This is a genomic window from Pantoea phytobeneficialis (assembly GCF_009728735.1).
Classification (GTDB): Bacteria; Pseudomonadota; Gammaproteobacteria; order Enterobacterales; family Enterobacteriaceae; genus Pantoea; species Pantoea phytobeneficialis.
On sequence record NZ_CP024636.1, the window covers coordinates 4169435 to 4182553 of the forward strand.

11 protein-coding genes, 2 tRNA genes and 1 rRNA gene are annotated in these 13119 nt (G+C 54.8%); 3 read left to right on the forward strand and 11 right to left on the reverse strand.

What is annotated here, in order from left to right; genetic code table 11:
* Positions 1 to 193 precede the first annotated feature (193 nt).
* Positions 194 to 1669, reverse strand: coding sequence for a ketol-acid reductoisomerase (gene ilvC, locus CTZ24_RS19415; RefSeq protein ID WP_021184980.1), 1476 nt, complete (start codon positions 1667 to 1669; stop codon positions 194 to 196).
* A gap of 160 nt (positions 1670 to 1829) precedes the next feature.
* On the opposite strand from ilvC, the gene ilvY reads away from it, so the two are divergent.
* Positions 1830 to 2711 (forward strand): HTH-type transcriptional activator IlvY, encoded by an 882-nt coding sequence (gene ilvY, locus CTZ24_RS19420; RefSeq protein ID WP_013510959.1) that lies wholly within the window; start codon positions 1830 to 1832, stop codon positions 2709 to 2711.
* Here ilvY and ilvA read toward each other — a convergent pair whose 3' ends face one another.
* The 6 genes from ilvA to ilvL form a co-directional block, all read right to left on the reverse strand.
* On the reverse strand, positions 2712 to 4259 hold the full coding sequence (ilvA, locus tag CTZ24_RS19425) for a threonine ammonia-lyase, biosynthetic (protein ID WP_021184981.1): 1548 nt from the start codon (positions 4257 to 4259) through the stop codon (positions 2712 to 2714).
* Positions 4260 to 4262: 3 nt separating this feature from the next.
* Positions 4263 to 6113: a dihydroxy-acid dehydratase gene (ilvD, locus tag CTZ24_RS19430; protein ID WP_021184982.1), complete on the reverse strand. Its 1851-nt coding sequence runs from the start codon at positions 6111 to 6113 to the stop codon at positions 4263 to 4265.
* A 60-nt stretch (positions 6114 to 6173) separates the two neighbouring features.
* Entirely contained in the window at positions 6174 to 7103 is a 930-nt protein-coding gene (ilvE, locus tag CTZ24_RS19435) for a branched-chain-amino-acid transaminase (protein WP_013510962.1), read from the reverse strand.
* Between the two features lie 18 nt (positions 7104 to 7121).
* Entirely contained in the window at positions 7122 to 7379 is a 258-nt protein-coding gene (ilvM, locus tag CTZ24_RS19440; RefSeq protein WP_013510963.1) for an acetolactate synthase 2 small subunit, read from the reverse strand.
* On the reverse strand, positions 7376 to 9022 hold the full coding sequence (ilvG, locus tag CTZ24_RS19445; RefSeq protein WP_208724385.1) for an acetolactate synthase 2 catalytic subunit: 1647 nt from the start codon (positions 9020 to 9022) through the stop codon (positions 7376 to 7378). Before ilvG ends, ilvM begins: the two co-directional genes overlap by 4 nt.
* A 149-nt stretch (positions 9023 to 9171) precedes the next feature.
* Complete coding sequence (gene ilvL, locus CTZ24_RS19450) at positions 9172 to 9270, reverse strand: ilv operon leader peptide (protein WP_071783595.1); 99 nt, start codon at positions 9268 to 9270, stop codon at positions 9172 to 9174.
* Between the two features lie 328 nt (positions 9271 to 9598).
* Between ilvL and CTZ24_RS19455 the strand changes: the two genes are divergently transcribed.
* Positions 9599 to 11119, forward strand: coding sequence for a YifB family Mg chelatase-like AAA ATPase (locus CTZ24_RS19455; RefSeq protein WP_208724386.1), 1521 nt, complete (start codon positions 9599 to 9601; stop codon positions 11117 to 11119).
* A 25-nt stretch (positions 11120 to 11144) separates the two neighbouring features.
* Here CTZ24_RS19455 and CTZ24_RS19460 read toward each other — a convergent pair whose 3' ends face one another.
* Positions 11145 to 11483, reverse strand: coding sequence for a MaoP family protein (locus tag CTZ24_RS19460; RefSeq protein WP_013510966.1), 339 nt, complete (start codon positions 11481 to 11483; stop codon positions 11145 to 11147).
* A gap of 121 nt (positions 11484 to 11604) precedes the next feature.
* Here CTZ24_RS19460 and hdfR point away from each other — a divergent pair, with 121 nt between their 5' ends.
* Positions 11605 to 12426: an HTH-type transcriptional regulator HdfR gene (gene hdfR, locus CTZ24_RS19465; RefSeq protein ID WP_021184985.1), complete on the forward strand. Its 822-nt coding sequence runs from the start codon at positions 11605 to 11607 to the stop codon at positions 12424 to 12426.
* Positions 12427 to 12595: 169 nt separating this feature from the next.
* On the opposite strand, the gene CTZ24_RS19470 is transcribed toward hdfR, so the two are convergent.
* From CTZ24_RS19470 to rrf, 3 genes are all read right to left on the reverse strand, one after another.
* Positions 12596 to 12671, reverse strand: a tRNA-Trp gene (locus CTZ24_RS19470).
* Positions 12672 to 12680: 9 nt separating this feature from the next.
* A tRNA-Asp gene (locus CTZ24_RS19475) sits at positions 12681 to 12757 on the reverse strand.
* A gap of 74 nt (positions 12758 to 12831) precedes the next feature.
* Positions 12832 to 12947, reverse strand: a 5S ribosomal RNA gene (gene rrf, locus CTZ24_RS19480).
* Between the last annotated feature and the right edge of the window lie 172 nt (positions 12948 to 13119).

A 13119-nucleotide genomic window follows, 5' to 3' on the forward strand; every position in this document is an offset into this window, starting at 1 on the left:
GGTGCGTGCTGTTACCCTCACCCCGGCCCTCTCCCATGAGGGAGAGGGAGGTGTGCCATATGCTCGATCAGTTCCCTCTCCCGCTTGCGGGAGAGGGTTAGGGTGAGGGTGAGGGTAACAACGCGCAGCTTAACCCAAAAAAAACCCCGGCAAGCCGGGGTTTTTCGTTGCTGAAAACTGTGTCGCGAACGGATTAACCCGCTACGGCGATACGTTTCATGTCGGTCATGTAGCCACGCAGTTTGCGGCCAACCGCTTCGATCGGGTGCTGACGAATCGCTTCGTTCACGTCACGCAGCTGCGCGTTGTCTACCTGAGTGCCTTCCACTGCTTTGCCCAGGTCGCCCGGTTGCAGGGTGGTCATGAACTCTTTCAGCAGCGGTACAGCCGCGAAGGAGAACAGGTAGTTACCGTATTCTGCGGTATCCGAGATAACCACGTTCATTTCATACAGGCGCTTACGTGCAATGGTGTTAGCGATCAGCGGCAGCTCGTGCAGTGATTCATAGTAAGCAGACTCTTCAATGATGCCCGCGTCGATCATGGTTTCGAATGCCAGCTCAACGCCCGCTTTCACCATTGCAACCATCAGAACGCCTTTGTCGTAGTATTCCTGCTCTTCGATTTTACCTTCGAACTGCGGTGCGGTTTCGAACGCGGTTTTACCGGTCTCTTCACGCCAGGTCAGCAGGTTTTTGTCGTCGTTGGCCCAGTCAGCCATCATGCCGGAGGAGAATTCACCAGAGATGATGTCATCCATGTGCTTCTGGAACAGCGGAGCCATGATGCCTTTCAGCTGCTCAGACAGCGCGTAAGCACGCAGTTTAGCCGGGTTAGACAGACGATCCATCATCAGGGTGATGCCGCCGAACTTCAGGGATTCGGTGATGGTTTCCCAGCCGAACTGAATCAGTTTTTCAACGTAAGCCGCATCGTGGCCTTCTGCCACCAGCTTGTCGAAGCACAGCAGAGAACCGGCCTGCAACATACCGCACAGGATGGTCTGCTCACCCATCAGGTCAGATTTCACTTCCGCAACGAAAGAGGATTCCAGCACGCCCGCACGGTCACCACCGGTCGCAGAGGCCCAGGCTTTAGCAATCGCCAGGCCTTCGCCTTTCGGATCGTTTTCCGGGTGAACTGCGATCAGGGTCGGCACACCGAAGCCACGCTTGTACTCTTCGCGCACTTCAGTACCCGGGCACTTCGGCGCCACCATGACCACGGTGATGTCTTTACGGATGGTTTCGCCCACTTCAACGATGTTGAAACCGTGTGAGTAGCCCAGCGCTGCGCCGTCTTTCATCAGCGGCTGTACCGCCTGAACTACAGCAGAGTGCTGCTTGTCTGGCGTCAGGTTAACCACCAGGTCAGCCTGCGGGATCAGCTCTTCGTAAGTACCCACTTTGAAGCCGTTATCGGTCGCTTTGCGGAAAGAAGCACGCTTCTCAGCGATCGCTTCGGCACGCAGGGCGTAAGCAATATCCAGACCGGAATCACGCATGTTCAGACCCTGGTTCAGGCCCTGAGCACCACAGCCAACGATGACGACTTTTTTCCCTTTCAGGAAGCTGGCGCCATCCGCGAATTCATCGCGCGCCATGAAACGACATTTGCCTAACTGCGCTAACTGGTTGCGCAGGTTCAAAGTGTTGAAGTAGTTAGCCATGGGTACTCCGGTTTGATGTTGTGTTTGCTTTGTTCAGTAACGACGCTGTTATCAGTGTCGCGAATGACCCCATCATATGACAGGAAATCTGTTGCTTAAATTGATATATTTACAAGGTCACATTGCAGGATTTGCAATATTACTTTGAGGTTACCCGCGCATGGATTTACGAGACCTGAAACTCTTCCTCCATCTGGCCGAGAGCTGCCACTTTGGCCGCACAGCACGCGCCATGCATGTCAGCCCATCTACCCTGTCGCGCCAAATCCAGCGCCTTGAGGAGGATGTCGGCCACGCGCTGTTTCTGCGTGATAACCGGACCGTGACACTCACCGAGGCCGGTGAACGGTTGCGTCAGTTTGCCCAGCAAACCCTGCTGCAATATCAACAACTGCGTCATGTGATGGACCTGAACGGCCCCTCGCTCAGTGGCGAGTTACGTCTGTTTTGTTCGGTCACGGCAGCCTATAGCCATTTGCCACCGATTCTCGACCGCTTTCGCGCCGAACATCCGCAGGTGGAGATCAAGCTCACCACCGGCGATGCCGCCGATGCGATTGAGATGGTGCAGTCTGGTGAGGCCGACCTGGCGATTGCCGGTCGCCCTGAATCGCTGCCCGCCAGCATAGATTTTACGCCACTTGGGCTGATTCCGCTGGTCCTGATCGCCCCGGCGTTGCCCTGCCCGGTGCGGAATCAGGCGACCCAGGACGAGCCTGACTGGTCGCTGATTCCGTTTATCCTGCCGGAACAAGGGCCTGCACGCCGGGGGATCGACCTGTGGTTTCGCCGCCGCCGCATTCCCAATCCGCTGATTTATGCCACGGTGTCGGGCCATGAGGCGATTGTGTCGATGGTGGCGCTGGGATGTGGCATCGCGCTGCTGCCGGACGTGGTACTGGAAAACAGCCCGGAACCGGTACGTAATCGCGTGTTGGTGCTGGAGAACGTCGAGTCGGTCGCGCCGCTCGAGCTGGGCGTTTGCGTACAAAAAAAGCGGCTCGGAGAGCCGCTTATCAATGCCTTCTGGAACCTGCTGTAGTTACTGACCGGCGAGGAAGAAGCGGAACGCCGGGTTATTGGCTTCGTCGTGGAAGTCATAACCCAGCGCCGTGAGATGCTCCTCAAAGCGCGGCTCATCATCACCCAGTTCAAACGCCGCCAGCACACGACCGTAATCGGTGCCGTGGCTGCGATAGTGGAACAACGAGATATTCCAGTGCGTACCGAGCGTTTGCAGGAACTTCAGCAACGCACCGGGTGCTTCCGGGAACTCGAAGCTGAACAGGCGCTCACGCAACGGTTTGGATGGACGACCACCGACCATGTAACGGACGTGCAGCTTGGCCATCTCATCGTCGGAGAGGTCCACCACGTTATAACCACCCTGCGTGAGCTGGCTGATGATTTCGCTACGTTCCTCCAGCCCGCGCGTCAAGCGCACGCCAACGAAGATGCAGGCGTTGTCGGCATCGGCGTAACGATAGTTGAACTCAGTGACGGAACGACCGCCCAGCGTCTGGCAGAACTTCAGGAAGCTGCCTTGTTGCTCAGGGATGGTGACCGCCAGCAACGCTTCACGCTGCTCGCCCAGTTCGCAGCGCTCGGAGACGTAGCGCAGACCGTGGAAGTTGACGTTGGCCCCCGACAGCACATGCGCCAGACGTTCGCCCTTGATGTTGTGCTGCTGGATGTATTTTTTCATCCCGGCCAGCGCCAGCGCCCCGGAAGGCTCCGCCACCGCACGCACATCCTCGAACAGATCTTTCATCGCGGCGCAAATAGCATCGCTGTCCACGGTGATGATGTCGTCCAGATACTCCTGGCACAGGCGGAAGGTTTCGTCGCCGATACGCTTCACCGCCACACCTTCAGCAAACAAACCGACACGCGCCAGATCAACCGGATGACCGGCATCCAGCGCCGCTTTCAGGCAGGCTGAATCTTCTGACTCAACGGCAATCACTTTAATCTGCGGCATCAGTTGCTTGATCAGCACCGCCACACCCGCCGCCAGACCACCGCCACCGACCGGTACGAAAACGCGATCGAGATGCGCATCCTGCTGCAACAGTTCCATCGCCAGCGTGCCCTGCCCGGCGATCACCGCCGGATGATCAAACGGGTGAACGAAGGTGTAACCTTGCTGCTCCGCCAGCTCAATCGCCTTGGCTTTTGCCTCGTCGAAGTTGGCACCAAACAGGTAAGCCTCACCGCCAAATGCGCGCACCGCATCAACCTTGATATCTGCCGTGGCCAGCGGCATCACAATCAGTGATTTGATGCCTAAGGTACTGGCTGAGAGGGCCACGCCCTGCGCGTGGTTGCCAGCGGATGCCGTCACCACGCCGCGCGCTTTCTGCTCCTCAGTCAGCCCGGCAATCATCGCGTAAGCCCCGCGCAGCTTGAAGCTGTGCACCGGCTGACGATCTTCACGCTTCACCAGAATGGTGTTGCCAAGACGCGATGAAATTTTTTCCATTTTCTGTAACGGCGTGACCTGTGCAATTTCGTACACCGGTGAACGCAATACCGCGCGCAAATACTCCGCGCCGCAAGGCGCCGCGGGTAGCGGTTGAGACTCAGCCATCTGTTAGCCTCCCAGCTTAGACTTATCGCGCACCGCGCCTTTGTCAGCGCTGGTCGCGAGTGATGCATAAGCACGCAGGGCGAAGGAAACCTGACGCTCACGGCCATGCGGCGTATACGCTGCATCACCACGGGCTTCTTCCTCTTCACGACGTGCGTGCAGTTCGTTTTCCGGCACCGCCAGCTTGATGCCACGGTTCGGGATGTCGATTTCGATGATGTCGCCGTCTTTCACCAGCGCGATGGTGCCGCCGTTGGCCGCTTCCGGTGAAGCGTGGCCGATAGACAGACCGGAGGTACCGCCTGAGAAACGACCATCGGTGATCAGCGCACAGCTTTTGCCGAGGCCCATCGATTTCAGGTAGGTGGTCGGATAGAGCATTTCCTGCATGCCCGGTCCACCTTTCGGCCCTTCGTAGCGAATCACCACGACATCGCCCGCGACCACTTTACCGCCGAGAATCGCTTCAACCGCATCGTCCTGGCTTTCGTAAACTTTGGCCGGGCCTTTGAAGGTGAGGATCTCTTTGTCCACACCAGCGGTTTTCACGATACAGCCATCTTCCGCCAGGTTGCCGTACAGCACCGCCAGACCACCGTCTTGCGAGAAAGCGAATTCACGGGTGCGGATACAACCTTCCTGACGGTCGTCATCCAGCGTGTCCCAACGGCAATCCTGCGAGAACGCCTGAGTGGTGCGAATACCGGCCGGACCGGCGCGGAACATCTTTTTCACCGCTTCGTCTTTGGTCAGCATGATGTCGTACTGATCCAGGGTTTCACGCAAGTTCAGACCCAGCACGTTGCGCACGTCAGTGTGCAACAGGCCAGCGCGATCCAGTTCACCGAGGATGCCGATTACGCCACCCGCGCGGTGCACATCTTCCATATGATATTTCTGGGTGCTCGGGGCCACCTTACACAGATGCGGCACTTTGCGTGACAGACGGTCGATATCAGAAATGTTGAAGTCGATTTCGCCTTCCTGCGCGGCGGCCAGCAGGTGCAGTACGGTGTTGGTGGAGCCGCCCATCGCGATATCCAGCGTCATGGCGTTCTCAAACGCGGCTTTGCTCGCGATATTACGCGGCAGTACGCGGGCATCATCCTGCTCGTAATATTGTTTGGTCAGGTTAACGATGCGCTTACCGGCATTGATAAACAGGTCCTTACGATCAGCATGGGTCGCCAACAGCGAACCGTTACCTGGCTGTGACAGACCCAGCGCTTCGGTCAGGCAGTTCATCGAGTTGGCGGTGAACATACCAGAACAGGAACCACAGGTCGGGCAGGCGGAACGTTCAATCTGCTCGCTATCGGCATCGCTGACGTTCGGGTTCGCACCCTGAATCATCGCATCCACCAGATCCAGCTTGATGATTTTGTCAGACAGCTTGGTTTTACCCGCTTCCATCGGGCCACCGGAAACGAAGATCACCGGAATGTTGAGGCGCAGCGAGGCCATCAGCATTCCCGGGGTGATCTTGTCGCAGTTGGAGATGCAGACCATCGCATCGGCACAGTGGGCGTTGACCATGTACTCGACGGAGTCAGCGATCAACTCGCGCGAAGGCAGTGAATACAGCATGCCGCCATGACCCATGGCGATACCGTCATCCACCGCAATGGTGTTGAACTCTTTAGCCACACCGCCAGCCGCTTCGATTTGTTCAGCGACCAGTTTGCCGAGATCGCGCAGGTGGACGTGGCCAGGCACGAATTGGGTGAATGAGTTGACCACGGCGATAATCGGCTTACCGAAATCGGCGTCGGTCATTCCTGTCGCGCGCCACAAGGCACGGGCACCCGCCATGTTACGGCCATGGGTGGTGGTGGCGGAACGGTACTTAGGCATGCTCTATTTACTCCAGTAAGGATAATGTCGCGGACGCTACTGCGTCCGCGAAAAAACGTGTTATGGGTTAACCTGGTCCAGCCAGCCCCATTTGTCTTCAGTTTCGCCAGTGAACAGGCCAAAGAATGCCTGCTGAATGCGTTTGGTCACCGGACCACATTTGCCTGCGCCCACCTGGATTCCGTCAACGCTGCGAACCGGAGTGATTTCCGCCGCAGTACCAGACATGAACACTTCGTCAGCCAGGTACAGTGATTCGCGTGACAGCACCTGCTCGCGAACTTCGATACCCATGTCTTTTGCCAGTTTGATGATGGCGTCACGGGTGATGCCCGGCAACGCAGAAGAAGTGAACGGCGGCGTGAACAGAATGCCATCTTTCACTTCGAACAAGTTTTCACCAGCACCTTCTGAAATATAGCCGTTGGTGTCGAGAGCGATACCTTCCTGATAGCCGTGGCGACGAGCTTCGCTACCCACCAGCAGAGAAGAAAGGTAGTTACCACCGGCTTTCGCTGCGGTCGGCAGGGTGTTCGGGGCTACGCGGTTCCATGAAGAAACCATCGCGTCGATGCCCTGCTCCAGCGCTTCAGCACCCAGGTAAGCACCCCAAGGGAACGCAGCGATGATCACATCGGTGGTGTAGCCATCTGGCGGGTTCACACCCAGGCCCACGTCGCCTACGAAGGCCAGAGGACGGATGTAAGCGCTTTTCAGTTTGTTGACGCGCAGCACTTCACGGCAGGCTTCCATCAGCTCATCTACGCTGGCTTTGATCGGGAAGCGGTAGATTTTGGCGGAGTCGTGCAGACGCTGCATGTGTTCACGATGACGGAACACCACCGGGCCTTTGTGTGAGTCGTAGCAACGCACGCCTTCAAACACTGAAGTACCGTAATGCAACGCGTGAGACATGACGCTGACCTTGGCGTCTTCCCACTTAACCATCTCCCCATTGAACCAAATAAAGTCTGCTTTCTTCGTACTCATTGTTATTTCCTTTCGCGACTAGGCACGGATTTGTTGTGTTGTCTGTTGTTGGATCTGGACGCAAGCGACATCCATCAGTTTGCTTAACTGCGAAGACAGTAAATCGACAGAGCGCTGGCTGGCAACGGTCATTTCGATATTAATATTTTCGGCATTCGCGGCTGATGCCATGTTCATGGTGCACACCTGGAAACCACGGTGGCGCACGACGCGCAAAATGCGCTCCAATATTTCAGGGCGGAAGCGCGCTTCGATAGACAATTGATGCTGGTTCATACGGTTTTCTCCATCATGTTTGCGTTGCTGGCACCAGGCGGTACCAAAGGCCAGACGTTTTCATGCTCATCAATCGCAACATGCAGGAAGTATGGACCTTCACTGTTCAGCAGAGCATCAAGGGCGGCGTCGACCTGATCTTTACGGCTAATGCGCTGGCCGGGGATATCAAAAGCGCTGGCCAGCGTGAGGAAATCGGGGTTATCAGTAAGGATGGTTTCGCTGTAGCGACCATCAAAGAACAGCTGCTGCCACTGGCGTACCATGCCGAGGCGCTGGTTATCCAGCAGCAGGATTTTAACCGGCAGTTTGCCGCGTTTAATGGTACCCAGCTCCTGAATGTTCATCATGATTGAGCCATCACCGGATACGCAGATGACGGTATCGTTCGGACGGGCCACCTGGGCACCTACCGCAGCCGGCAGGCCAAAGCCCATAGTGCCAAGGCCGCTGGAGGTAATAAAGTTTTCCGGCGCGCTGAATGACATATGCTGCGCTGCCCACATCTGATGCTGACCCACGTCAGTGGTCACCACTGCGCTGTCGGCTTTACGATCGGACAACTGCTTCAGCAGCAGCGGGGCATAGATTGCTTCGCCTGGATGATCGTAACGCCAGTTGAATTCGGCCTTCAGCGCTTTAACTTCGGTGCGCCATGCATCGATTTGCAGCGGCATGCTCAGCGCGGGCAGCACCTGATTCAAATCACCCTGCAACGAAACGTGCGCACGGCGCAGCTTGTTCAGTTCGGCGGGGTCGATATCAATATGGATAACGCTGGCGTGTGGCGCGAAGGTGTCCAGCTTACCGGTAACGCGGTCGTCAAAACGCGCACCAACCGCGATCAGCAAATCGCACTCCTGGACCGCCAGGTTAGCCGCTTTGGTGCCGTGCATCCCCAGCATGCCGAGATAAAGATCGCTGTTGGCATCCGCGCTACCCAAACCTTTCAGCGTGGCGACCATCGGGATGCCGGTATCGATCGCCATCGCACGTAACGCAGGGACTGCCTGCGCCATACCCACGCCACCACCGATATAAAGCATCGGTTTTTTCGCCTGCGCCATCAGGGCGCGCGCTTCCGCGATATGCTGCGGTGAATGGCTCAACGCCTCTTCAACCGGCAGCAGGTGCGGCGTGAGATCGCCATGAGCGATTTGGATGTCTTTCGGGATATCAACCAGTACCGGACCTGGGCGGCCAGACTGGGCGATGGCGAAGGCTTCAGCCATGACTGAAGGTAAATCATCAAGGGATTCAACGAGGAAGCTATGCTTGGTGCAGGCCAGTGACAAGCCGAGAACGTCAATTTCCTGGAACGCATCGGTGCCGATAAACGGAGAAGCAACCTGGCCGGTAATGGCAACCACCGGGATGGAGTCCATCATTGCATCGGCTAAGCCGGTGATCAGATTAGTTGCGCCAGGGCCAGAGGTGGCAATACAGACGCCGGTCTTGCCAGTAGAGCGAGCATAACCAATCGCCGCCATCACTGCACCTTGCTCATGCCGACACAGTAGGTGTTCCACGCCGCCATCGTAGAGCGCATCGTACACTGGCATGATGGCACCGCCAGGATAACCAAACACTGTATCAACACCCTGCGCGCGTAAAGCCTGAACTACCCACTGTGCACCTGTCATGGTTATTCTCCTGTATCCCTGCGGGAACAACAGAATTTTATGCTACTGTTCATTATCTGTTCCTCGATGATTCGCTGATATTTTACCTGGTCGAAAAAAAACCCCCGGACCTTGCGGTGCGGGGGTTTTTCGAATTCCAGGCTTGATTTTTAAGCCTTTCTTTCTCCAAGCGTAGCCCCGCACGGTGGGATAATAATCACCACCACGCTAATCACGACTAGGCTAATCACTTGTAGAAGGGCTTTCATGTGTTGTTCGTTTTTTCGATTGTTCGAAGTAATACCTACAGAGTTACCATAGTTATCCGGGCATTGACAATAATTTTCATCAGAAATTTTTATGACGCAACGGCACGAAAGTGGTTATCACCTTGTAAGTAAACGGTTATTTGTATTTGTGATAAATATTCATTACGACCGCGTCGTAACATTCAATTTCGTTCTGAGAACCAGCATCCAAAATACGTGAACAGGCAGAAATTCGCAGCGAAATGATGGAACCCTGCGCGTAATTCTGATCATCCCGATTAGGCCTTCCTTATAAAGCCCTGCAAGATAGAACCAACAAGGAGTGGTTATGTCTTTATCAAGGGTTTTGACACGCGCGGCGCTGGGTGTGCAGGCACCGCTGGTAACGGTGGAAGTGCATATTAGCAACGGCCTGCCTGCCTTAACGCTGGTGGGTTTACCGGAAACCACGGTAAAAGAAGCGCGTGAGCGGGTGCGCAGCGCTATCATCAACAGCGGATTTACCTTTCCGGCAAAGCGCATCACCATCAATCTCGCCCCTGCAGATCTCCCTAAAGAAGGTGGGCGCTACGACCTGCCGATCGCCATTGCGATTCTCGCCGCCTCAGAGCAGCTTCCTGACGCGAAACTCGGGCAATATGAATTCCTGGGTGAATTAGCACTGAACGGGGCGCTGTGTGGCGTTCAGGCTGCCATTCCTGCGGCTATGGCCGCCCTCCAGGCGGGTAGACAAATGGTACTCTCTGAACAGAATCAACAGGATGTAGGTTTAATTCAGCAAGGCACAACCCTGATTGGTAAACATCTGCTGGAGATTTGCGCCTTTCTGCATAATCAGACGGAGTTACCCATTGCTCGTTATCAGCCTGACAGCATCGACAACGACAGCCAGGATCTGAGCGATATTATTGGGCAGGAACAAGGACGACGGGCATTGGAGATTACCGCCGCAGGCGGTCACAATTTGCTGCTGCTGGGTCCGCCGGGAACCGGGAAAACCATGCTGGCCACACGCTTGCCCGGCATTATGCCCCCGTTGAATGACCAGGAGGCACTGGAGTGTGCGGCTATCGCCAGCCTGGTCAGTAGCGGCAACCTTCAACAACAATGGCGTAAACGCCCCTTCCGCGCACCACATCATAGCGCTTCGCTGTATGCATTGATTGGCGGCGGTTCCTTACCCCGTCCGGGTGAAATTTCGCTGGCGCACAATGGTGTCCTTTTTCTGGATGAGTTACCTGAGTTCGAACGTCGGGTACTGGATGCGCTACGCGAGCCGATTGAGTCCGGTGAGATTGCCATCTCTCGCACCCGCGCCAAAGTTACCTATCCAGCGCGTTTTCAGTTAATTGGCGCAATGAACCCCAGCCCAACTGGCCATTATCAGGGAAACCATAACCGATGTACTCCACAGCAGGTATTGCGCTATCTGAGCCGTCTTTCCGGCCCTTTTCTTGACCGTTTTGATCTCTCCCTCGAAGTGCCGCTGTTACCCAGCGGTACACTTAGCCAGAAACAGCAGCGCAGTGAGAGTAGCGCAGAGGTGCTACAACGTGTGGTTGCGGCACGGCAACGTCAAATCAACCGCAGTGGGAAAGTGAACGCATATCTTTCGAATGCAGAAATACAGCGCTGGTGTGAGCTGGTTGAAGAAGATGCAAAGTGGCTTGAAGAGGTGCTGAATTCACTTGGCCTGTCAGTGCGTGCCTGGCAACGTATTCTGAAGGTGGCGAGAACGATAGCCGATTTGGCAGGAGAGGCGCGAATTACCCGGCATCATATTCAGGAAGCGGTAGGGTATCGCAGTATTGATCGCTTGATGATTTTTCTACACAAAAGTCTGGAGTAAAAAAACGGGGCCAATGCCCCGTTTCTTAGTCTTCGCTGTCGCTGTAATCTTCGACGCTGTCCATTTGCGGCTTACCGCCGGAGAGCGTGTGAAAACGCTTAGGACGCTTGATACGTGCGGTATATTTCGACCATACACGCTCCGCTTCCGTTTGCGGCTCACGAATACCACGACATACTTCAATAAATAAACGTTCTTCTTCCGTCACTGGCTCACGCTTTGCCAGGTCCAGTTCATTAAAGGCAAAACCGTGGCGCTCAAGAAGCGTAGCTTCTTTAATGGTGAAATCACCATGACGCGAAAAACCACGAGGGTAATGCTTGTTATCAAAGAAACGATTCGTTGTTGCGAAGCTATCCGCCATTTTACACGCTCCTGATTCTCATATGGCCGTGCTATTTATGGCGCGGAGTATTAGATAGGCTTGACAGAGTGTAAAACAAAACATTTAAATCAATACGACAAACATTTTTTGGGAGAATGCTGTGGATACGGAATTACTGAAAACTTTCCTCGAAGTGAGCAGAACTCGCCATTTCGGGCGTGCTGCTGAAGCGCTTTACCTCACGCAATCTGCCGTTAGTTTTCGCATTCGCCAACTGGAAAACCAGCTGGGCGTTAACCTTTTTACGCGCCATCGTAATAACATTCGGCTGACTTCTGCGGGCGAGCGCTTATTACCTTACGCAGAAAGCCTGATGAGTACCTGGCTGATGGCAAAAAAGGAAGTCTCCCATACACAGCAGCATCATGAGCTTTCTATCGGGGCCAGCGCATCGCTGTGGGAGGCTTATCTAACCCCCTGGTTACAATCGCTTTATGAGAACAGAGAAAGCCTTCATCTTGAAGCGCGTATCGCGCAACGGCATTTGCTGGTGAAGCAGTTACATGAGCGGCAGCTTGATCTTTTAATCACCACCGAAGCGCCAAAGATGGATGAATTGACCAGCCAGCAAATTGGCCACATTTCACTCGCATTATTTCGTGCGCGTAAAACTGAGAAGCGTGAAAAATATGATTACATCAAACTGGAATGGGGAGCAGATTTTCACCAACATGAAAACTATCTGTCCAGTGATGACGTTCCGGTATTAACGACAACATCGGCGCATGTTACCCGAGAATTGCTGCATACGACTGGTGCTTGCGCGTTTTTGCCTGATTTTTGGCATAGCATTTACAGCGATCTGATGGTTATTCCTGATACGCCTGTCGCTGTCAGACCACTATATGCGGTCTGGCTACAAAATAGTGATCAGCAGGCGCATATTCGCCAGTTGCTCAAATATCCGGTATTGACACATTGATGTAATAAAATCAGAAGGATTTGAGTGGATATTGGTGAAGCTCAATTCCCTCCATCACTAAACGATCTGAGCATTTTGTGCTGGAGAAAAGTATCCAGGAGAGGGTAGTGAAAATATGCAGGTTATTTTAGGCAAAAAAAATCCTTTGCCTAAGCAAAGGATTGTTTTCTGGCAGGGGCGGAGGGACTCGAACCCCCAACACCCGGTTTTGGAGACCGGTGCTCTACCAATTGAACTACGCCCCTAAATGAGGGTGGCGGTGCGGACGGGACTCGAACCCGCGACCCCCGGCGTGACAGGCCGGTATTCTAACCGACTGAACTACCGCACCACCGAATACTGCATTACCAGCGGGGTCTCGCTGATAACCGGTGTTACCTTTTCAGGTAAATACCTTAAATTGATGCCTGGCAGTTCCCTACTCTCGCATGGGGAGACCCCACACTACCATCGGCGCTACGGCGTTTCACTTCTGAGTTCGGCATGGGGTCAGGTGGGACCACCGCGCTACAGCCGCCAGGCAAATTCTGTTTATCCGCACCGCCCTCGCAGGCCATACGAATCAATCCGTTCGAACAATGCTGAAAATTCTCGCGTCTCTCAACTCAAAACGCCTCTGGCGTTGTAAGGTTAAGCCTCACGGGTCATTAGTACCGGTTAGCTCAATGCATCGCTGCACTTACACATCCGGCC